This is a genomic window from Lacrimispora sp. 210928-DFI.3.58 (assembly GCF_020554865.1).
Taxonomy (GTDB): Bacteria; Bacillota; Clostridia; order Lachnospirales; family Lachnospiraceae; genus Enterocloster.
This window is the reverse complement of the sequence record NZ_JAJCIC010000012.1, coordinates 1-22382: the sequence shown is the minus strand read 5'-3', so window position 1 is coordinate 22382 and position 22382 is coordinate 1. Positions and strand designations below refer to the sequence as shown.

The window sequence follows — 22382 nt, the reverse complement described above, 5'->3', positions numbered from 1 at the left end:
TCTGGTGGGCGCATTGGGTATACCTGAACTTAGTGCCGCCTATACGGCGGCGGGACTTTCATAGTAAAAGGAGAAAAGATATGGCAGAATCAATGGTTGGGATGAAGCGATCCCACAGATGTACAGAAGTAACCACCTCATGCATCGGCCAGAATGTCACCGTCATGGGTTGGGTCCAGAAGAGCAGGAATAAGGGCGGCATCATTTTCGTGGATCTTCGCGACCGTTCCGGCATCTTACAGATCATATTTGAGGAAAATGACTGCGGGGCAGAGAATTTTGCAAAGGCGGAAAAGCTGAGAAGTGAATTTGTCATCGCAGTAGAAGGACGTGTGGAGGCCCGCTCCGGCGCAGCCAATGAAAACCTGGCAACCGGTGCCATTGAGGTAAGGGCGCTTTCCATCAGGATCCTCTCTGAGTCCGCCACGCCGCCATTCCCAATTGAGGAAAATTCAAAGACAAAGGAAGAGCTCCGCTTAAAGTACCGCTTCCTTGATTTGAGAAGGCCTGATATCCAGCGCAACCTCATGACGAGAAGCCGCGTGGCCACTCTGACCAGAGCATTCCTGGCGGAGGAGGGCTTTCTGGAGATCGAGACACCTACTCTGATCAAGAGCACCCCGGAGGGCGCGCGCGACTACCTGGTGCCCAGCCGTGTTCATCCAGGCTCCTTCTATGCGCTGCCCCAGTCTCCCCAGCTCTTTAAGCAGCTTTTAATGTGCTCCGGATATGACCGCTATTTCCAGCTGGCACGCTGCTACCGCGATGAGGACCTGCGTGCAGACCGCCAGCCGGAGTTTACCCAGATTGATATGGAGCTGTCCTTTGTGGATGTGGATGATGTCCTTGACGTTAATGAGCGCCTGTTAAAGAAGCTTTTTAAGGAGATCTGCAATATTGACATTGAGCTTCCGCTTAAACGTATGACATGGCAGGAGGCCATGGACCGTTTTGGCTCCGACAAGCCGGACCTGCGCTTTGGCATGGAGCTTAAAAATGTATCTGAGGTGGTAAAGGGCTGTGAGTTTGCCGTATTTAAGGGAGCCATCGAAAACGGCGGTTCCGTCCGCGGCATCAACGCCGAGGGTCAGGGCCATATGCCGCGTAAGAAGATCGACGCCCTTGTAGAGTACGCAAAGGGCTTTGGCGCAAAGGGCCTTGCCTATGCGGCTGTCAATGAAGACGGCACTGTAAAATCCTCCTTTGCAAAGTTCATGAAGGAAGAGGAAATGGCAGCGCTCATCGCAGCCATGGACGGAAAGCCCGGAGACCTTCTGCTCTTTGCAGCCGACAGGGACAAGGTGGTATTTGACGTGCTGGGCAACCTCCGCCTGGAGCTGGCAAGACAGCTGGGGCTGCTTAGAAAGGATGATTACAAATTCCTGTGGGTAACCGAGTTCCCGCTGCTTGAATATTCTGAGGAGGAGAACCGCTACGTGGCCATGCACCATCCATTCACCATGCCCATGGATGAGGACCTGCAGTATATTGACAGCGATCCGGGACGCGTCCGCGCAAAGGCATATGATATTGTCCTGAACGGCGTGGAAATGGGCGGAGGCTCTGTCCGTATCCACCAGGCGGATATCCAGTCTAAGATGTTTGAGGTGCTGGGTTTCACACCGGAGCGGGCAAATGAGCAGTTCGGCTTCCTGTTAGAAGCCTTTAAGTACGGTGTTCCGCCTCACGCAGGTCTTGCATACGGCCTGGACCGTATGGTAATGCTGATGGTAGGCGCAGACAGCATCCGCGATGTGATCGCATTCCCGAAGGTGAAGGATGCATCCTGCCTTATGACAGAGGCTCCTGCTCCTGTTGATGAGAAGCAGCTTTTGGAGCTGGGCATCGAGGTGGCAAAGCCAGAGGAGAAATAACAAAAATAAGAATAGATGGCAGGCAGAGCTTTGAAACGGTTTTGCCTGCTGTTTTTAAGTATGTACCGGTCATGTCACTGCTGTAATACTTTAAAAGGACAAAGGATTTTCTTGCCATTTTCCTATCTCTGTGATATATTTACAATGAAAGTGTTGCCAAGCCGGTATGAGGAAGTAGGCCGACAGGCCGGATTCCGAATATCGGCGGCGATTACGGAAGCACCAAGGGTGCGTAGCAATCGACTTTCAAAGTGTTGCCAAGCGGCTGTGCGGACTGCGTGCTCGCACGCAGGGAGGTACAGACATTTGGCAGGGATAAGTGTATGACGGCAGATGATCGGACATGTACAGGATGGAGGATACCATGGTAATCAAATGGGATGTTACCATTCCGGAGCTGACAGGTGATGAGACGAGAAAGGCTTATCTCTATCTGCCGGAATCATATGACCGGGAACCTCATAAACGTTATCCGGTCCTTTATATGTTTGACGGACACAATGTTTTTTTTGATTCTGACGCCACCTACGGCAAGTGCTGGGGCATGAAGGAATACATGGATGCCACAGGCACAGAACTGCTGATCGCGGCAGTGGAATGCAATCACAGCCCTGACAATGGGCGTTTAAAAGAATATTCCCCTTTTCCCTTCAATGATCCGAAGTTCGGCCGTTTTCCCGGCTGGGGCCGAAAGACCATGGAATGGATGAGCCGCATATTTAAGAGCGATATTGACAGGCATTTCCGCACCATTCCCGACAGGGAGCACACCTTTATCGCAGGAAGCTCCATGGGAGGCCTTATGAGCCTTTACGCGGTGCTGGAATTTAACAGGATATATTCCAGAGCAGCCGCCCTTTCTCCTTCCCTCTGGGTAGGACCGGAGCGTCTGGAGCGTCTGATCCAGAGGACTTCCCTAAAGCCTGGGACCGTGGTCTACATGGACTATGGTGCAAAGGAGCTGGACAACCACACCAACATGGTACGGCAGTTTGGCCGGATATCCTCATTGCTGATGGATCGGGGCGTTTTGGTAAACAGCCGCATTGTGCCGGGAGGGACCCACTGTGAGGCCAGCTGGGAAAAGCAGCTGCCCTTCTTTATGAATACGCTGCTGTATGAGGGCTGAGCACATGGGCTTTGCAGGAGCCGGAAAAGGCAGCGGGTATCACAACAATAAGCCTGCAAGCGCCCGGCAGGCGGACGCGCCGCCGCACCATAAAAAGCTGGCGGACGGATGCGCCGCCGCACCATGAAAGTCTGGTGGACGCATTGGGCATACCTGAATATATGCTGCCTGTCGGCGGCGGAACTTTCATAAGTAAGGAGTATGTAAGATGGAAACACAATATCATAAATGGTACAGCCCCTCCCTGAACCGGGATATGGAGTGTAAGGTATACGGCCACGCAGGCCGCCCTGTGATCTTCGTTCCCTGCCAGGATGGACGGTTCTTTGATTTTGAAAATTATCATATGACAGATGTATGGGCTCCCTGGATCGAGTCCGGCCAGGTGATGGTGTGCGCAATTGACACCATTGACAAGGAAACCTGGTCAAATAAGAACGGAGATCCCAGATGGCGCAGTGTGCGCCATGAGAACTGGATGAAGTATATCACCGGGGAGGTGGTTCCATTTATCAGGAACCTTGCAAATGAGCGCAACGGCTGGACAGGCTATCCCGGAGTGATCGCATTTGGATGCAGCCTGGGTGCTACCCATGCAGCCAACCTCTATTTCCAGTATCCGGACCTGTTTGACGGCCTTCTGGCTTTAAGCGGCATTTATACGGCAGACTACGGCTTTGACGGCTATATGGACGACCTGGTGTACCGCAATTCACCGGTGCACTATCTGGCGAATATGCCGGCGGATCATCCCTATATTGCACAGTACAATCAGAAAAAGGCAGTGATCTGTGTGGGACAGGGCCCCTGGGAGATACCTGATTCCACAAGGCAGCTTCAGTCCATTCTCCAGAGCAAGGGCATATCCGTCTGGGTGGATTACTGGGGCTATGACTGTGCCCATGACTGGGACTGGTGGTATAAGCAAGTAACATATTTTGTACCCCATCTGCTGTAAACCTACATGCGTCCGGCGGGCGCATTTGGCATACCTGAATATCTGCCGCCTATTGGGCGGCGGAATGTTCACAGTAACTATACACAAAATAAAACCCATGCTTCAGGGAGGAGCAGTATGAAAAACTTTATTTTTATTTCCCCTAATTTCCCAACAAACTACTGGATGTTTTGCCGCGAGTTAAAGAAGAACGGCCTGAATGTACTGGGGATCGGGGATCAGCCCTATGATGAGCTGAGCAGTGATTTGAAGAACAGCTTAAACGAGTACTACAAGGTGAGCAACCTGGAAAATGACGATGAGGTATACCGTGCAGTGGCTTTTCTGGCATATAAGCACGGGCGCATCGACTGGCTGGAGTCCAACAATGAATACTGGCTGGAGCGGGATGCAAGGCTCCGCACAGATTTCAATATCCGCAGCGGCTTCCAGGAGTGGGATATCCCCCACATCAAGTTCAAATCCAAAATGAAGGAATTCTACATAAAGGCAGGTATCCCGGTAGCACGCTATCATATGGTAGATAAATTAGAGGGCGCTCTGGATTTCGTGAAGGAAGTGGGCTACCCTGTTGTGGCAAAGCCGGACAACGGAGTAGGAGCATCCCACACCTTTAAGATCGAGGATGAGGCCCAGATGAAGGAGTTCTTTCAGCTGAAATGGCCGGATACCCCTTACATCATGGAGGAGTTCGTAAACGGTGAGGTGAACTCCTACGATGCCATCATTGACTCCAAGGGCGAGCCCATGTTTGAGACAGGCAATGTGACCCCGATGTCCATTATGGATATTGTAAATAATGCGGACAACTCTATTTATTATATTTTAAAGGATCTCCCGGAGGATACAAGGGCTGCCGGACGCGCTACGGTAAAGAGCTTTGGCGTGAGAAGCCGTTTTGTTCACTTTGAATTCTTCCGTCTGACAAAGGATCAGGAGGGGCTGGGAAAGAAGGGCGATATCGTTGCCCTGGAGGTAAATATGCGCCCCTGCGGCGGCTTTACCCCGGATATGATCGACTTTGCCCACAGCACGGACGTGTACAAGATCTGGGCGGATATGATCGCCTTTGACCGTTCCACCATGCCCATCGGAGAGCACTCCTACTGCGCATTTGCAGGGCGCAGGGACGGCAAGGACTTCGTGATGAGCCATGCGGATATTCTGGAAAAGTACGGCGCTAACATGAAGATGGTAGAGCGTATCCCGGATGTCCTGTCAGGGGCCATGGGCAACCAGATGTATGTGGCGATCTTCCCGTCGAAAAAGGAGCTGGATGCATTTTACCAGGATATTTTACAGTGCAACGAATAAATGCATCGAAAAAAGGGTGACAAATTTTGAAAAACAGCAGGGGATAGAAAAATTATCCCCTGTTTTTTTGCGGAAAAATATCCCCCCAGAACAAAAATCTGCCCAATTGAGAAGAAAAGAAGTGGTTGCTATAATTAAGCCATAAAAATTAAGGGAGGGAACCTAAAAAATGAGAAGGTTATACGTAGGTACCATTGGCATTATGATGGCAGCAGCTATGGCATTAAGCGGATGCGGCCCCACTGCATCAACAGAGAATACTACGGGCGCAGGAGCCCAGGCAGCAGGCACACAGGCAGAGGCTCAGGATGGAGAGAAGATCAAGCTGGTGTACTGGTCCAACCAGCGCCATGACATGGAGTATGTGCAGAAGAAGATCGATGAGTTCAACTCCACCAATGACATGAACATTGAAGTCTCCTATGAGGCTATGACAGAAAACTATGACAACAACTTAGAGCTGTCCTTCCAGTCCAACCAGGCGCCGGATATTTTCCGCGCAAAGAGTGAGATCACTCCTTATATCAAGAAGGATATGATCATCCCCTTAGATGAATACCTCACTGACGAGGACAGGGAGAAGTACGGCGATACCCTGGGAGTTCAGAATATCAACATGTATGACGGGAAGATCTATTCCCTTCCCCAGTTCGGCAATACCTTCCGTCTGATCTACAACAAGGACGTGTTTGAGAAGGCCGGCTTAGACCCGGAGGCTCCGCCAAAGAGCATGGAGGAACTGAGAGAGTATGCAAAGATCATCACAGAGAAGCTGAGCTCTGAGGGCGTATACGGCTTTGCCATGAACTTAAAGAACTCCTACAGTGCTCTTTACCGCTCCTTAGATGAGGTGGCAAGACTCTCCGATATGTTCTACTATGACTTTGAGGAAGGCAAGTACAACTTTGACGAGTATGCAAAGATCGCACAGGTATTTGCAGATATGTACCAGGACGGCTCCTTCTTCCCCGGCTGTGAGTCTCTTGACATTGATCCCCTTCGTGCACAGTTTGCACTGGGCAACATCGGTATGTACATGTCCGGCTACTGGGAGGTTGCAGTGTATGATTCCCAGTTCCCGACAGAGCAGAATTGGGCAGCATCCGTTCTTCCCACCTATGACGGCGTAGTGGACGGCGTGAACACCATGAACTCCGCAGGAAGAAGCTTCGTGATCTCCAGCCAGACAAAGCACCCCAAGGAAGCATATGAGTTCATGAAATTCATGACCTCTGACGACTACATGATCGGTTATCACGAGCAGGGCTACGGTATCATCGTTGTGCCCAGCGTAGCAGAGAAGGCAAAGCCTGCTACTGCATACGGCGCTGAGTACTTTACCTTAAATGACACAGATACCATTGCTCCTCTTGCACCTGAGATGGCAGGACTGGTGATTGAAGGAAAGACCTTCTATGATGCATTTGCCTCTGTTATCTTCGGAGAAATGTCTGTGGAGGATGCGGTAGCGCAGATGACAGAGAGCTACAATGGCGCACTGGAGGAAGCAATATCTTCAGGAGATCTGGAGCCGATCATCGTAAAGTAAGGAAGGAAAGGCCGGAAGGCTGAAAAGATATGGGCCCTTCGATGGAATCCGGAAGGAATACATGGTACAGACATCGGAGGGCTCTTTTTGCGCTCAAAAACAGGAGTAAATAGAAAGGTAAAGGCTATGGAAAGGAAAAAAACAGGGCTTTGGGAACAGGTCAAAAAAAATAAAGTTGTGTATCTTATGCTTCTGCCGGGATTGTTCTTCCTGGTAATATTCGCCCTCTATCCGATTGGGTGGATCTTAAAAAATATGTTTTTCCACTACACCTCCTTTGGTGATTACAAATTCAACGGACTTGCCAATTTCGGTAAGCTTTTTCAGGATGAAATGTTCTTCAATGCGCTGAAAAATACCATCATTTACGCAGCAGGAAAGCTGGTGCTGACCATCCCCATTTCCTTTGTGCTGGCATTTATCCTGAATACAAAGCTGAAGGGGCGTATGATCTTCCGTACCGTATTCTTTATGCCCACCATCATCAGCGTGTCTGTTATGAGTATGGTATTTTACCTGATCTTCAATCCCTATAACGGCACGGTAAACCAGATCCTTATGGCCACAGGCCTTATAAGCAAGCCGATCAACTGGTTCGGAAGCAAGTTTTCCATGCTGACCGTGCTCTTTGTGGCAGTGTGGGGTGCTGTTGGTAACTACATGATCTATTTCCTGTCCGGTCTTCAGACCATCCCGGCTGATATCTATGAGAGTGCCGAGATCGACGGAGCCACAGGCTGGAAGAAGCTGCGCTATATCACCATCCCCATGATGGCTCCCATAAGCCAGATGGTGATCATGCTGGCTCTCACGCAGGCCTTTAAGGATTACGAAAATATCATGGTGCTGACCTCCGGCGGTCCTGACAACAAGACAGAGGTGCTCTACCTCTATATCTACCGCCTCATGTTCCCTATGGGCGATGCCGGCGGCAATATCGTACTCCAGTACGGATACGGCGCAACAGTAGCCTTTGCAACAGCCATCCTGGTAGGCGTTATCACGATTATCTACCTGCGCTGGAGCAAGAGCATGAATGAGACATATTAAAGGAGGAGAAACCATGGGTGCAAAGGGAAAACGCATTGTCACAAAAACCATTTTATATATCGTTCTTGCCATTGTGGCGCTTATCACCATATATCCCGTTGTCTACGCTGTGTTCGGCAGCTTAAAGACCAACATGGAAATGCTCTCAGGCGGGAGCCTCCTTCCAAAGGCGCCTCAGTTTAAGAACTTCGCAGAGGTGTGGGAAAAGGCCAACTTCGCAAGCTACACCTTCAACAGTATTTTCATCTGCTTCTTCTCCACCATCGGAGCAGTGATCCTGTCAGCTCTCACAGCCTACTGCTTAGAGCGCAGGGAGTTCCCCGGAAAGAAGCTGATCTACAGCCTGTATATGGCTACCATGTTCATCGCATTGGGCTCCGTTACCTTAAGGCCCTTATACCTTCTGGCAGTAAAATGCCATATCCACAATACATTGTGGCCCATCATCCTCATTGGGATCGGCGCCCAGGGTACCAACATTTTCCTGATCACCCGCTTTATCGCAGGCCTGCCAAAGGAGCTTGACGAGGCAGCTATGCTGGACGGCTGCGGACCTTTTCGGACCTTCAGCCTGGTGCTTCTGCCTCTCTTAAAGCCGATCCTGGCAGTGGTGGCCCTGTTCCAGTTCCGCCATTCCTGGAATGACTATATTACATCCTCTGTATTTACCATGACGATGCCGGAGCTGCGTCCTCTGACCGTGGGCGTTGTACAGTTAAAGTACGGTGCTTCCGCTGCTGCTGAGTGGCATCTGATGATGGCAGGAGCGGCCATCTCCATCCTGCCAATGCTGATCGTATACTTATTCTGCAACAAATATTTCATGAACGGCGTGACAGACGGCGCTGTAAAGGGTTAAGGAGGAAGAAGATGCTGAAACGGACAAACGGCTATATCAACCATCTGATCGAGCAGATGACACTGGATGAAAAGATCGGCGCTGTGCTGACCCTGGGCTTTGCCGGGGCAGTTCCCCGCCGCCATATCTATGAGTTTATTGAAAAATATCACTGCGGCGGCCTTCGCCTCTCCTGCGATATGAGGACCTTCGGCAGCTATGTGGATCCGAAGAGCAACAAAAAGGTGGTGTCTGTAGAGGGAGAATCCGGCTGCAAGTACAAGGACGAAGCCCCCATCTGTACGGCCTCCGAGTACAAGGAGGTGCTGGACGGGCTCCAGGCAGCAGCCAGAAGGCGCAGGCTTTCCATCCCCTTACATTTTTCCTACGACCAGGAGGGAGGAAGCAGCGCAGACTTCTGCTTTGGAGGGGTAAACCTGTTCCCAAAGCCTATGGGTATCCGCGCCACCAATGACCCGTCTATGGCCTATGAGGTTGCAAAGGCCGTGGCAAAGCAGAGCAAGGTCGTGGGCTTTAACTGGGTGCACTCCCCTGTGCTGGATGTCAACTCCGACCCCAGAAACCCGGAGATCTACACCAGGGCTTACTCTGATAATGCGGAGGATGTGGCAGAATATGCGTTAGAGAGCTGCCGGGGCTTTGCAGAAGGGAAAATGATCGCAACAGGAAAGCATTTCCCGGGAAGAGGCCATTCTGACATTGACGCCCATTTCCAGGTGCCTGTGATCGATGTGGACTATGATACCATGATGAAGAGGGAGCTTCTTCCCTATAAGAGGCTGATCAAGGCGGGAGTCCTGCCGTCTATCATGATCGCCCACAGTATTTTCCCGGCTATTGACCCGGACAATATTGCTACCGTGTCCAAAAAGGTAGTGACAGGGCTTCTTCGGGAGAAGCTGGGCTTTGAGGGCGTGATCACCACAGACAGCATGACAATGGGAGCCATTGCCACGAGATACGGTGTGGCCCATGCCTGCGCCATGGCCCTGGAGGCAGGAGCCGATCTGGTGCTCATGAAGGCAGAAAACCAGCTGGTGGAAGAGACCGTGGCGGAGATACGCCGCTTTGTGACAGAAGGGATCCTGCCGGAGAGCTCCCTGGATGAAAAGGTATACCGTGTGCTGGAGTTAAAGTACCGTTACGGCCTGTTCTTTGACAGTGAGGATCACGGGATCAGTCCTGAGGCAGTGATCGGCGACAGCGCTATCCGCAGGCTGGCAGGAACTGTTGCAAGGCGCTCCGTTCTGATCGGCAGGCAGGAGGAGGGCGCTCTTCCTCTAAAGAAGGAGGAGAAGGTCCTGGTGGTAGAGCAGAAGGTAAAGAACTACAATACCATGCAGTGGCACTCCGGCATCCTGTTTGAAAACTGCATTGCTTATGGAGAGAATGTAGCTTACCTGGAGACGGATTACACCTATGATGAGAAGGATAAGGAGCGGATCTGGAAGGCAGCGGAAGGCTTTGACACCATTGTATTTACCAGCTATTTTATCCGCGGAAAGCTTGCCAACAGGGAGTGGCTGGAGCAGTTTATCGGGCTGACAGATAAAAAGATCATCGTGGTGTCCAATACGCCCTATGAGGAGCTTACCATCCCGAAAAATGCAGAAAACGTGGTGGTCACCTTTGCCACCTCGCCGGAGAATATCAAGGTGACAGCAGGAGTCCTGTTTGGCGGGATCGTACCGGAAGGAGTGTGGCCTCTTGAAAAACCATTATGCAGATGAATACGAAGAACTGTTAAAGACCTGGGCCGACAGGCTTTTAGAGCTCCAGGTACATGATACAGGCAACAAAAGGCTGGACGGAGGGATCCTCTGTCCGGCCTGCATGACGATCCATGGGCGTTGTACGGATTTCATCTATCCTTTGCTCTATCTGGAGGACCGCTATGGAGGCGGAAGCTATCAGAAGGCGGCGCTCAGGCTCTTTGACTGGGGGGAAAACCTGCTGTGCGATGATGGTAGCATGTACAATGATGCCCAGAGCCCATGGAACGGGATCACAGTCTTTTCTGTTATCAGCCTGTGTGAGGCCCTGGAAAATCATGGACACTTGTTAAAAGAGGCGGACAGGAAGCGCTTTGAGGAGCGCCTTGACCGGATGGGAGGCTGGATCTACCAAAATCTCACCATGGAGTTTGTGACGAATATCAACTACCATGCAGCCACAGCTGCAGCCATGGCGCTGCTGGGAAGCTACAGAGGCCGGGAGGATTACAAGGCGAGAGCCAGGCAGATGGCAAAGGCCTGCCTTTCCCATATCACAGAGGACGGCTTCCTCTATGGGGAAGGAAAGCCCATGGAGCACGTCACAAAGAGAGGCTGCCGTCCGGTAGATATCGGCTACAATGTGGAGGAGTCCATACCGGAGCTTCTCATGTATGCCAGGGTGATGGAGGATGAGGAAGCTCTTAGGAAGGTGAGAGGGCTTCTTAAGACCCATCTGGACTTTATGCTTCCTGACGGAGGCTGGGACAACAGCTTTGGAACAAGGAATTTTAAATGGACCTACTGGGGGAGCAGAACCTCTGACGGATGTCAGGAGGGCTACGGGATGTGGGGACAGGAGGAGCCCCAGTTTTCCGAGGCTGCCTACAGAAATCTGCTTCTCTATAAGGCCTGTACACATGAGGGATTTCTCTATGGAGGGCCTGATTATCACTCCCACGGGGAGACGCCCTGTATCCATCACGCATTCAGCCATGCAAAATCCCTGACCTCTGTGCTGGATCACGGGGTAGAGCCCTGGGAGAGGTGCAGCCTTCCGGCAGAGGAGAAGCAGGGGATGGCATATTATCCTACCATCGACACCTGGCGCATTTACAAGGGGCCATGGATCGGTACGGTGACAGCCTATGATTTTGAATATCTGAAGGGCGGCCATACCTCCGGAGGAACACTTTCCATGCTGTGGCACAGAAAGATGGGGCCGGTGATCGCCTCGTCCATGACAGAATACTCCCTGTTTGAAGCTCACAATATGCAGCAGAGTGTGAGGAAGGCAGAGCACAGGCCGCTGACTCCCAGAATCGAGATGACAGTGGGAAAGACCGTATATGCCACCTGCTTTGACACCGATGGGGTAATGGATGCCGATCAGGGGGCATGGACCGTCAAGACAGATGCATCCCTGGTTTCCGCAGGACATGAGCGTATGCAGCAGTCCCGGTGCAGCATACAGTGGAAATTTGAGGATGAGCGTATCCTGATCACAGGCCGGGTTCCGGACTGCCTAAAGGATCAGGCGGAATTTGTCCTGCCTCTCATCGGCCAGAGGGTTTTCCTGCAATGTGAGGCTGAGTACAAGGCAGAATGTAAGGCAGAGGACATCTTTTTCCTGGCAGGAGGCTTTAAGGCCAGGGAGTACCGGTTAAGGCCGGACCGTGACGGAAGGTTTGCAATTTCTATTGTTTGCGGCTGCTGATTCGTGTAAAATGAAAGAAAAGCCGCGAAAGGGGTAGGGATCGTGTTCCGAAAGCTGTTTAAGAATCTGAAGCTGTTTCAAAAAATCCTGCTGGTTGCACTGGCTACGATCGTGCTGATGTGGGGAGGGCTGGTGTATGTTGCCGTCTCCAGCATCCAGGATATTTATGATAAAAAGATCGACCGCATTATCAGCCAGACAGTGGAGCAGACCTCGAAATATGTCAGTACAGAGCTTTCCAATATCATTAACCTGATCCATTACAGCGCAGTGGGGGAGGAGATACAGGAGGCTATCCGCCTGGACGTGACCGGAAGCAACAGGGAATATCTTCTGGCCCAGTCCAGGATCAGCCCCGTGCTGACCCAGCTGCAGATCCAAAACGAATTTATTGAGTCCACAGGCATGATATTAAAGGGAAAATGGTTCTATGGCGATAATTACCCCATGAGCTATGACGCAGAGGAAATGATCCGGGAGACAAAGCTTCGCAGGCTCATCTACTGGTCCGATGTCCCGGTCATGAACAGGAGATCGGGGAAGGAAGTCCTTCCTGTTATCCTCCGTGTTCCTAACGGAAGCTTCAGTGCAGAGCATGAGGCTTATATGGTGGTGAACATCGAGGCGGAAAAGCTTTTTGGCTATATGGAAGACCTGGAGAAAAATCTGGAATGCAGCCTGATCCTCCACAACGGAGATAAGATCATTTATGGAGATGAAGAGCTGTGGAAGGAGCGGGAGGCATCCAGGTATTTTCTCAATGATACTAAGATCCGGATCAATGGCTGGACCATCAGCTGTATTATGGACAAGGAAGCCATGTACGCAGACAGAAATGCGGCTGTGCGCCAGATGTTTGCCATATCAGCGGGGATCGCTGTGATCTGCTTTGGCCTGGCTTACTACATTTCACGCTCCATGGTAATTCCCCTGGCAAAGCTCAGAGACAATGCAAAGGCAGTGGAGCGGGGAGAGCTCTCTGTGCGGAACCATTTTAGCGGCCTGGATGAGATCGGGGATCTGGGGAGGAGCTTTGACTCCATGTGTATGAGGCTGGAGGAGTACATTGCCATGCTGGAGGAGGAGAAGCGCCAGGTGCAGATAAGCGAAAAGCAGAAGCGCCAGGCGGAGATGCGTGTGCTCCAGGCCCAGATCAACCCACATTTTCTATACAATACACTGGATTCCCTTTACTGGTATTCCCTGTCAGGGAAAAAGGCAGAGATCGGGCAGATCGTGGTGGATCTGTCTGATATGCTGCGGATCGGTCTCAGTAAGGGGGCGGAGACCATACCGGTGGAGCATGAGGTGCGCCATGTGGAGGACTATCTGAAGATCCAGAAGACCATATTCAGCGACAAATTTGATTATGAGATGGACATTTCTACGAAGATAAACGGCTACCGCATTATCAAGATCCTGCTTCAGCCGCTGGCGGAAAACAGCCTGGTCCATGGCTTTGGAAATATGGAGCAGGGCGGCTTTATCCGCATCTACGGAGGCATTGAGGACGGGGAAATGGTATTCCGTGTGACAGATAACGGCTGCGGCTTCGAAGGAGCTGCGGCAGATAAGAAAACGGAATTTTCCGGCTATGCCCTGGGAAATATTGAGGACAGGCTGCGGCTCCACTATGAGGAGGATGCAAGCCTTCATGTGTCCAGCAGGGCTTATGAGGAAACCACAGTGGAGATACGCATTGCGCTGAAGCGTCTGAAGTGAAATGTCCCGCGGCAAGCCGGGCACATTTTGGAAAGGGGAAGAAAATGGGGGATTACTTTCAGCTTGTTTTGGTAGATGATAAAAAAGATATTGTACAGGGGATCGCTGCCGGTGTGGACTGGCGGGAAAAAGGGGTGGAGGTCACCTGCTTTTACAATGGGCGTGATGCTCTTGCCCATATATTGGAGCATCACCCGGACATGGTGATCACCGATATCCGCATGCCCTATCTGGATGGGCTGGAACTGGCAAAGGAAGCTACAAAGGTGTATGGAGATATCCGTTTCATTATCCTGACAGGATATGATGATTTCTCTTATGCCAGGGAGGCCCTGCGCCTAGGGGTGGTGGAATACCTCTCAAAACCGGTGAGGCTGGAGGCCATCGAGGAGCTGGTGGATAAGGGGCTGGAGCTGGCAAGGAAGAAGCGGCAGGAAAAGCAGGGGCAGGCAGCCATCAAAAGGCAGTATAAAAAGAGCCTTCCCTCCCTGCGCAGCCAATGGTTTACCGCCTTTCTGCGCCGCAGCCAGGATGCCGGGAAAAAGGAACTGGAGGAAAAGTTTAAGGAGCTTGAGATCTCCCTGTCTCTTGAAAATTTTGTGGCGGCTGTAGTGGAGCTGGACGTAATGGAGCGTGATGACCAGTCTGAGACAGAGGAAGATGTGAGTCTGATACATTACGCCATTGAGAATATCGGAAAAGAGCTTTTGGAGAAGGAGTTTCCCTGTGAGGCTTTCCGCTGCAGTGCCAGGAGAACGGTTCTTCTCATGAACTATGAGGAGGAAAAGAACCCTATTGTCAGCCAGTATGAGCTCTATTCCCTTCTGGCCCGCCTTCAAAAGATGATAGAGAGCTATTTCCATGTCTCGCTGTCTGTAGGAATCGGAGGCAGGTATCCTTCCATATCCGATATCAGCCGTTCTTATACCCAGGCAGTGGAGGCCCTGGAGCAGAAGTTTTACAGCGGGCGGGGGTCCATTCTCTCTATATTTGACATGCCGGATCAGATGAAGGAGAGCGCAGACGGCTATCCCTATGAGTGTCAGGATGAGCTGATCGCCGCAGTGAGGAAGGGAAGCCTGGAGGAAGGACTGGGGGTGCTGGGGGCCTATTTTCAGGTCCTGCGGAAGCTGACAAGTACCCGCCCGGCGGTTATCCGGGATAAGATGGCTCATTTCCTCCTCCGGATCTGCCATGAATGTGAAAACGGGGAAGAGATCAAGATCGCGGACCTGCTGAATGAATTTGAAAAGCGCAAGACCCTGGATGGGATCGAGGAGTGGATGACAGGCTTTATCACCTATCTGACAAACCAGGCAGAGGAGCAGGCTGTCTCCGATATCCGAAGGAATATCCTGAAGGTGAAGGCATACATTGATGAGAATTTTGCAGAGAATGTGTCCTTAAAAAAAATGTCGGAGTTTGTGTACATCAGCCAGTCTTACCTTTCTTTTTCCTTTAAGGAGATTGTGGGGACGAATTTTAATGATTACGTTACCAGAGTGAGGATGGAGCGGGCAAAGGAGCTTCTTTGCTCCTCCGACTACAAGGTCTACGAGGTCTGCGAGATGGTGGGCTATCGTGACAAGAAATATTTTTCAGATCTGTTTAAGAAATATACCGGTATGCTTCCAAAAGAGTGGAGCAGGAAGGAGAGCCAATGAAGGAATGGGCAGAGAATGTCCTGAAAAAGCTGGATAACAAGCTTACGGCAGAATGTGGCCGTATGGGGGAGAAGATACCCTATATTGCAGAAAAGGGCGTTTATAAGAAAAACATGATAGAAGAGAACCTTTCCTGGTGGACAAACGGCTTCTGGGCAGGAATGCTGTGGCAGATGTACCACGCAACGGGTAAGGAAGTATATAAGGAGACAGCAGAGAAGTCCGAGCAGTGGCTGGACGAGGCTTTGGTGCGGTATGAGGGGCTTCACCACGATGTGGGTTTTATGTGGCTCCACACAGCGGTGGCGGACTACCGGCTGACAGGGAATCCTGACAGCAGAAGGCGGGCCCTTCACGCAGCGAACCTCCTGGCAGGCCGCTACAATCCGGCAGGACGGTTTATCCGAGCCTGGAACCTGGATAAGACAGGCTGGATGATCATTGACTGTATGATGAACATTTCTCTGCTTTACTGGGCAGCGGAGGAGACAAAGGATCCAAGGTATTCCTATATTGCCGGCAGCCATGCGGATACGGCCATGGAAAAGCTTATGAGGCCGGACGGGTCCTGCAACCACATTGCAGTGATGGATCCCAGATCAGGAGAGCTTTTGGAGCTTCCTGAGGGCCAGGGCTATGCCTCCGGTTCCTCCTGGTCCAGAGGCCAGGCCTGGGCAGTGTATGGTTTTGCACTGGCATTCCGCCATACAGGAGATGTGAGATATCTGGATACGGCAAAGCGGGCAGCCCATTACTTTATTGCAAATGTAGCCCTGACAGAGGGGATCGCCCTGGTGGATTTCAGGGCGCCGAAGGAGCCTGTCCAGTGGGATACAACAGCCTCAGCCTGTGCAGCCTGCGGCCTTCTTGAGATCGCAGAGGCAGTGCCGGAGCTGGAGAAGGAGCTTTACCGGCGCCATGGGGAGCAGATATTAAAGAAGCTGGAGGAGAAGTACTGCAACTGGAAGGAAGAGGAGGACGGTATCCTTCAGTTTGGCACTGCTGCCTATCACAGGCAGGAGGACACCCATGTGCCGATCATTTACGGAGATTATTTCTTTACAGAAGGCGTGCTTAGGCTGGCCGGCAAGGAGTTTGGAATATGGTGAGAAAAGAATATCTTATCTGTATTGATTCAGATGGCTGTGCCATGGATACCATGAACAGCAAGCATGAGCAGTGCTTTGGCCCTGCCATGATCGAGATATGGGGCTTAGAGGACCGGAGAGAGGAGGCCATGAGGTGCTGGAACAGGGTGAACCTCTTTTCAAAGACAAGGGGGATCAACCGGTTTCCGGCGCTGTGTATGGTGCTGGAGGAGCTGTTGGGGGGCAGTGCTGCTGGCATGGAAGGCTTTGAGGAGTTAAAGGCCTGGGTGACCGGGACAAAGGAGCTTTCACTGCGTTCCCTGGAGGAGTGGACAGAAAGCCATGATTCCCGGTGCTGCCGCCTGGCCTGCCGCTGGTCTGCTCTTGTAAATGAAAAGATCAGCCTTATGCCGAAGGCAGGCAATAAAGCCTTTCCCGGAGTCCGCGAAGCGCTCTCCAGGATACACGAAAAGGCAGACATTGCCGTTGTCTCCTCTGCCAACCGCGGGGCCGTAAAGGAGGAATGGGAGAGAGAGGGCCTTCTTCCCTGGGTGGATGTCCTCATGACCCAGGAGAACGGCAGCAAAAGGGCCTGCATTGCCAGACTTTTGGAAACCGGATATCCTGCCTCTCATGTCCTGATGGCAGGGGATGCACCGGGGGATCTAAAGGCTGCAAAGGACAATGGCGTATTGTTTTATCCCATCCTTGCAGGCCATGAGAAGGAGTCCTGGGAGGCCTTTGAACAGCAGGCTCTGGAGCCTCTTTTGCGTGGAGAGTATGGAGACGGAAGGGCACAGGAGGAGGCTTTTTGGAATAATTTAAGAGAGCTTGAGAAGCATATGATGCTCTGACAGCAGCTGGAGGCTGGTTTTCTTAGGAGAACCAGCCCTTTTTGGGGCCAGCCCCATTTTGCGTGATTTGTTTTACGCTCTATTTTACCTGGATGAAGGTATTTACAATTTGCTTTCATTGTTATTATAATATACTTACCAAATAATCAGGGAATAACAAAAGCATAGTCTAATAAATTCTGCGGAATAATGGAATTAAATTAGAGTAGGGCAATTCATTTACTGGGAGGAAGCGCATGATTTCAAATGTCATCTCACTGATCAACAACTTCATGTACGGAAAACTGCTGATCATTCTGTTATTATTAGGAGGTATTTATTTTACGTTCCGTACCCGTTTTGTACAATTTCGTCTCATGGGACGGGCCTTTGATTCCTTGATGGAAAAGCCGGAGGATGGAGATGGAAATGTTTCCAGCTTTCAGGCTCTTATGGTCTCTACCGCTTCCCGCGTAGGGACCGGAAATATTGTGGGCGTTTCCACCGCCATATGTTTAGGCGGCTTTGGATCCGTTTTCTGGATGTGGGTGATCGCCATTATCGGCGGTGCTTCCGCATTTATTGAGAGTACCCTGGCACAGATCTATAAGAAACGCGGCCTTTCAGGCAGCTATGGAGGTCCTGCCTATTATATCGAGGCAGCTCTGCATAACCGTCCGCTGGCGCTGGCATTTTCTGCGTTCCTGATCTTGACATATGGGTTCGGATTCAATATGCTGGCTTCTTATAACCTCCAGTCTACTTTTTCATCCTACCGTTTTTATGACCCGGCCTGGTCTCCGTGGATCATCGGCCTGATCCTGGCAGTGATCGTGGGATATTGCCTGCTGGGAGGAGGACGCCGTATCCTGAAGGTTACCAGTGTTATGGTTCCGGTTATGGGAGTTCTCTATATTTTGGTAGCCCTGGCAGTGATCGTACTGAATGTGAGATTTCTTCCGGCCGTCCTCCAGCGCATATTCAGCGAGGCGTTCAACGTTCAGGCGATATTTTCCGGCTTCAGCGGCTCCTGCGTGATGTACGGCATCAAACGCGGCTTGTTCAGCAATGAGGCAGGCGTCGGCTCTGCGCCGAATGCGTCTGCCTCCGCTGATGTCACCCACCCGGTGGCCCAGGGATTAGTCCAGGTCCTGTCCGTCTTTATTGACACACTGCTGCTCTGTTCCGCCACTGCATTCATGTGCATGTGCTCCGGTATCGAGCCCTCCGAAGCGCTTTCCGGGGCTCCCTATGTCCAGGCTGCCCTGCAGCAGACCTTTGGAGCAGTCGGTCCTGTCTTCATCACATTATCCATGATCCTGTTTGCGTTCACTACGCTCCTTGGGAACTTGTATTATGTGGATAATGTTTTGGCCTATATGTTTGGACATGTTCCCGGCAGGCGGTTTATGACAGTTTACCGCATGATCGCATCCCTTGTTATTTTTATTGGCGCAGGTTTAAATGCGGGGCTGCTGTGGGATATTGCGGATGTGACCATGGGATGTATGACCATTATCAATATGCCGGTTATTCTGATCCTCAGCAAATATGCAATGAAGGCCTTGAAGGATTATGAGCAGCAGGCGGAAAATGGCAGGAAGCCTGTGTTTCACGTGAGGGATATTGGATTGCCCCACGAGGTGGATTATTGGGACTAGGAAGAGGACAGCTCTATTCTTCTTCTCCATCCATATTCCGGGGCAGCGTCAGGTTCAGGATCACGGAAGTGATCGTTGCCACCACTACGGGAGAGGTTCCCAGTATGGTCTGAGCCCAGCCTGGGAAGAGATCAAAGCAGCCGGCAGTCTGGCTGACGCCTGTTCCGAGAGCAACGGATAAGCCTACGATAGCTGTATTTCTGGTGTTTAAGCTCTCCTTTGCCACCAGCTTGATGCCTGTCATGGCGATCATGGCGAACACGGATACGGTTGCTCCGCCCAATACGCTGGATGGTATGGTGGAGAGCAGGGAGGCAAAGTTGGGGATCAGTCCGGCTACGATGATGATAATGGCAGCCAGCCCCAGCACAAAGCGGTTTACCACCTTATTCATGATGACGATGCCCACATTCTAGCTGAAGGTGGCTGTGGGAAGGCCGCCAAGGAAGGCGCCGATGATGCTGATGATTCCATTCCCAGCGATCCCGCCGCACATTTCGCGCTCTGTCACCTCACGGTTTAAGCCGCCTCCTGCGGTGGAGGTAAAGTCCCCCATGATCTCAAGTGAGCCAACTACATACATGATCGCCATGGAGATAATGGAGGTGGCCTCAAATCTCAGGCTAAAATACAGAGGCATGGAAAACTGGAACCATCCGGCTGATCCAACGCCGTCAAAGGAAACCATACCCATTACCAGTGCAATGATATAACCGGCGGCGATCCCGATCAGGATAGAGGCCAGCTTGCAGATGCCCTTTGTAAAGTAGTTAAAGACAGTTACGATGATCAATGTCACGATCGCCAGGAACCAGTGCCTCGGGCTGCCGAAGTCCTGGGCTCCGGAGCCGCCTGCCATATAGGCCACGGCTACGGGATACAGTGACAAGCCGATAGTAAATACCACAGTTCCCGTTACCAGAGGGGTAAACAGTTTCCTGAGCTTCATATAGAAGAGCCCTACCAGGATGGCTACAATACCTCCCGCCAGCTGTGCGCCCAGGACAGTGGGAAGGCCAAACTGGCCGCCCAGGGCAATGAGCATGGGCACATGAGCGAAGCTGGCACCCATGATCACAGGAAGGCCGGAGCCGCATAAAGGCCCCAGAGGGTAAAGCTGAATCAGGGTGGCAATGCCTGATATTAAAAGAGATGCCTGTATCAGGCGTATCTGGTCTCCATAGTCAAGTCCGCAGACACCGGAAAGGATGATGGCGGGGGCCACACAGCCCACGATCATAGCTACTACATGCTGCAGAGCCAGGGGAATGGCTTCTGCCAAATGGGGGATACCATTTAAATCAGTGACCTTAGCGTACTGCTTTTTATTATTCATCTTTATCTTCTACCTTTCATTTTATTTTCCCCGTACAAGATAAAGCAGCGCGTGATCCTCCGCCGCTTTATCAAGCGGTCGGGAGGGATTATTGCCGGATATAATTTCTGACCAGAGTATTTGCCTTTTCTATGGTCATATCCTCGTCAATGCCAGTAAGCCGTCCTTTTTTTACAACGATTTTTCCGTTTGCCACGGTATAGTCTACGCTTCCCTTTAGGCCAACTGTGCACAGCATGGATTTTACGTCAAACTGAGCGCCGATGAGCTCGATCCTGTTTAGATCCACAAGGAAGAAATCGGCAGCCATACCGGGAGCGATACATCCCAGCTCCTCCCTGCCCAGAAGCTTTGCGCTGCCTCTGGTGGCCATTTTCAGGATATCGTAGCCCTTTGGAGCACCCTGGCTTGATTTCAGGCGGTGGAGCAGATAGGCAACACGCATTTCCTCTAACAGGTTGGAGCCGTCATTGCTGGCGGAGCCGTCCACAGCCAGACCTACGGGAACTCCCAGATCAAGCATTTGAGGGATTTTTGCAATGCCGGAGGAGAGCTTCATGTTGGAAATGGGGCAGTGGGCCACACCTGTCTGTGTCTTTGCAAGATAGGCAAGTTCCTCATCGGTAAAGTGGATGCCATGGGCATACCATACATCAGGTCCGGTCCATCCCAGGCTTTCCATATATTCCAGAGGACGCATATGGAAATTGGACAGAGTGAAATTCTCCTCATCAATGGTCTCTGCCAGATGGGTATGAAGCCGTACATGGAGCCTGCGGGCCAGCTTTGCGGACTCCTTGAGCAGTTCCCCTGTGACACTGAAGGGAGAGCAGGGAGCCAGGGCTACCTGGTGCATGGAATATTTGCTGCTATCATGAAATTTTGCCACGGCATCCTCACAGTCAGCCAGGATCTCATCCACTGTCTGCACAACGCTGTCAGGGGGCAGGCCGCCGTCCTTTTTGCTGAGATCCATGCTTCCACGGGTGGCGTGGAACCGCATTCCCAGAGTGTCCGCAGCAGCAAACTGGGCCTCTAATATGCCGTGCTCATGGCCCTTTGGAAAGACATAGTGATGGTCCAGGCAGGTGGTACATCCTGTTTTCAGCAGCTCTCCCATTCCAGTGAGAGAACTGTAGTAGGTGATGTCCTCATCTACATTTTTCCAAATCTCATATAAAGTTTTAAGCCATGGAAATAATTCCATGTTCTGAACCTGTGGTAAATTGCGACTAAATGTCTGATATAAATGATGGTGTGTATTGATAAGTCCCGGATACATCACCATATGAGATGCGTCAATCACATCTTCAGCTGTTTTTTCCTCCTGGCCGATATAGGCCACGGCGCCATCCTGTACAAACACGTTCACATTATCCAGTACCCGGTCATCGCTGTCACATGTCACAAGATGTTTTACATTCTTTACAAGCAGAGTTCCTTTCATCTGTTGCCCTCCTCTAAGTAAACTTAAGCATCTTTAACCATAAGACTATACGACTGGTGTACTGCCGGCGGTGCAGGTGGTCACGAGGCACCTTCATACGCCGGTATATATGATACCTGCAGTATGCCGCGTGTTCCCAGCTACGTTTTAAACAGCTATATAGATATGATTTTGTCAAAGAACAATGATTACAGAGCAAAGTATAACAAAACGTCAATTTTTTCGCAATGTTCAAATCTGCATATTTTTAAACAAAAATTTTGTTAATATCTAACAAAAAATTAGACCTCTGTGCTAGGCAGATGCCCCGGCTGGATGATCTGGCCGGGGCGGTAAATAGTTTAAGGCAGCTTATCCATCTCTTCCATGATAGCAGGGATCACCTTGTACAGGTCACCTACAATACCGATATCCGCGATATCAAAGATCGGCGCATTCTCGTTGGTGTTGATGGCAACGATCAGGCCGG

16 protein-coding genes and 2 pseudogenes are annotated in these 22382 nt (G+C 51.2%); 15 read left to right on the top strand and 3 right to left on the bottom strand.

All coding sequences use genetic code 11. The features are described 5' to 3' along the window. Nucleotides 1-80 precede the first annotated feature (80 nt). The 15 genes from aspS (at nucleotide 81) to LIZ87_RS09295 (ending at nucleotide 19130) form a co-directional block, all read left to right on the top strand. Nucleotides 81-1874 (top strand): aspartate--tRNA ligase, encoded by a 1794-nt coding sequence (gene aspS, locus LIZ87_RS09365; RefSeq protein WP_178317001.1) that lies wholly within the window; start codon nucleotides 81-83, stop codon nucleotides 1872-1874. A 364-nt stretch (nucleotides 1875-2238) separates the two neighbouring features. After that, complete coding sequence (locus tag LIZ87_RS09360; protein ID WP_178317002.1) at nucleotides 2239-3003, top strand: alpha/beta hydrolase; 765 nt, start codon at nucleotides 2239-2241, stop codon at nucleotides 3001-3003. Then, nucleotides 2993-3130, top strand: coding sequence for a hypothetical protein (locus LIZ87_RS09355; protein WP_227146565.1), 138 nt, complete (start codon nucleotides 2993-2995; stop codon nucleotides 3128-3130). Before LIZ87_RS09360 ends, LIZ87_RS09355 begins: the two co-directional genes overlap by 11 nt. An 81-nt stretch (nucleotides 3131-3211) precedes the next feature. Then, nucleotides 3212-3961 (top strand): esterase family protein, encoded by a 750-nt coding sequence (locus LIZ87_RS09350; RefSeq protein ID WP_178317003.1) that lies wholly within the window; start codon nucleotides 3212-3214, stop codon nucleotides 3959-3961. 117 nt (nucleotides 3962-4078) lie between these two features. Then, on the top strand, nucleotides 4079-5275 hold the full coding sequence (locus LIZ87_RS09345) for an ATP-grasp domain-containing protein (RefSeq protein ID WP_178317004.1): 1197 nt from the start codon (nucleotides 4079-4081) through the stop codon (nucleotides 5273-5275). Nucleotides 5276-5444: 169 nt separating this feature from the next. Further along, complete coding sequence (locus tag LIZ87_RS09340) at nucleotides 5445-6824, top strand: ABC transporter substrate-binding protein (protein ID WP_227146563.1); 1380 nt, start codon at nucleotides 5445-5447, stop codon at nucleotides 6822-6824. Between the two features lie 126 nt (nucleotides 6825-6950). After that, complete coding sequence (locus LIZ87_RS09335; protein ID WP_178317014.1) at nucleotides 6951-7874, top strand: carbohydrate ABC transporter permease; 924 nt, start codon at nucleotides 6951-6953, stop codon at nucleotides 7872-7874. Next, nucleotides 7861-8733: a carbohydrate ABC transporter permease gene (locus tag LIZ87_RS09330; RefSeq protein WP_227146561.1), complete on the top strand. Its 873-nt coding sequence runs from the start codon at nucleotides 7861-7863 to the stop codon at nucleotides 8731-8733. Before LIZ87_RS09335 ends, LIZ87_RS09330 begins: the two co-directional genes overlap by 14 nt. 11 nt (nucleotides 8734-8744) lie before the next feature. Next, nucleotides 8745-10463, top strand: a complete 1719-nt coding sequence (locus LIZ87_RS09325) for a glycoside hydrolase family 3 protein (RefSeq protein ID WP_178317006.1) — start codon at nucleotides 8745-8747, stop codon at nucleotides 10461-10463. Next, nucleotides 10441-12162 (top strand): hypothetical protein, encoded by a 1722-nt coding sequence (locus LIZ87_RS09320; RefSeq protein ID WP_227146559.1) that lies wholly within the window; start codon nucleotides 10441-10443, stop codon nucleotides 12160-12162. The genes LIZ87_RS09325 and LIZ87_RS09320 overlap by 23 nt, the downstream gene beginning before the upstream one ends. 42 nt (nucleotides 12163-12204) lie before the next feature. Next, entirely contained in the window at nucleotides 12205-13884 is a 1680-nt protein-coding gene (locus tag LIZ87_RS22575; RefSeq protein ID WP_178317008.1) for a sensor histidine kinase, read from the top strand. A 44-nt stretch (nucleotides 13885-13928) separates the two neighbouring features. Further along, the gene (locus LIZ87_RS09310; protein WP_227146557.1) at nucleotides 13929-15548 is read left to right on the top strand and encodes a response regulator; all 1620 of its coding nucleotides are present in this window, start codon (nucleotides 13929-13931) and stop codon (nucleotides 15546-15548) included. Continuing rightward, nucleotides 15545-16657 carry a glycoside hydrolase family 88 protein gene (locus LIZ87_RS09305; protein WP_178317010.1) on the top strand — a complete coding sequence of 371 codons (1113 nt, stop codon included), beginning with the start codon at nucleotides 15545-15547 and terminating at the stop codon, nucleotides 16655-16657. Before LIZ87_RS09310 ends, LIZ87_RS09305 begins: the two co-directional genes overlap by 4 nt. Continuing rightward, nucleotides 16651-17490 carry an HAD family hydrolase gene (locus LIZ87_RS09300; protein ID WP_178317011.1) on the top strand — a complete coding sequence of 280 codons (840 nt, stop codon included), beginning with the start codon at nucleotides 16651-16653 and terminating at the stop codon, nucleotides 17488-17490. The genes LIZ87_RS09305 and LIZ87_RS09300 overlap by 7 nt, the downstream gene beginning before the upstream one ends. A 236-nt stretch (nucleotides 17491-17726) precedes the next feature. Beyond that, nucleotides 17727-19130 (top strand): alanine/glycine:cation symporter family protein, encoded by a 1404-nt coding sequence (locus LIZ87_RS09295; protein ID WP_227146555.1) that lies wholly within the window; start codon nucleotides 17727-17729, stop codon nucleotides 19128-19130. A gap of 13 nt (nucleotides 19131-19143) precedes the next feature. Here LIZ87_RS09295 and LIZ87_RS09290 read toward each other — a convergent pair. From LIZ87_RS09290 to LIZ87_RS22865, 3 genes and pseudogenes are all read right to left on the bottom strand, one after another. Beyond that, a pseudogene (locus tag LIZ87_RS09290) lies at nucleotides 19144-20466 on the bottom strand (uracil-xanthine permease family protein). An 88-nt stretch (nucleotides 20467-20554) separates the two neighbouring features. After that, on the bottom strand, nucleotides 20555-21913 hold the full coding sequence (locus LIZ87_RS09285) for an 8-oxoguanine deaminase (protein WP_227146553.1): 1359 nt from the start codon (nucleotides 21911-21913) through the stop codon (nucleotides 20555-20557). 341 nt (nucleotides 21914-22254) lie between these two features. Next, nucleotides 22255-22382 (bottom strand): annotated as a pseudogene (locus tag LIZ87_RS22865) (electron transfer flavoprotein subunit alpha); the annotation flags it as partial.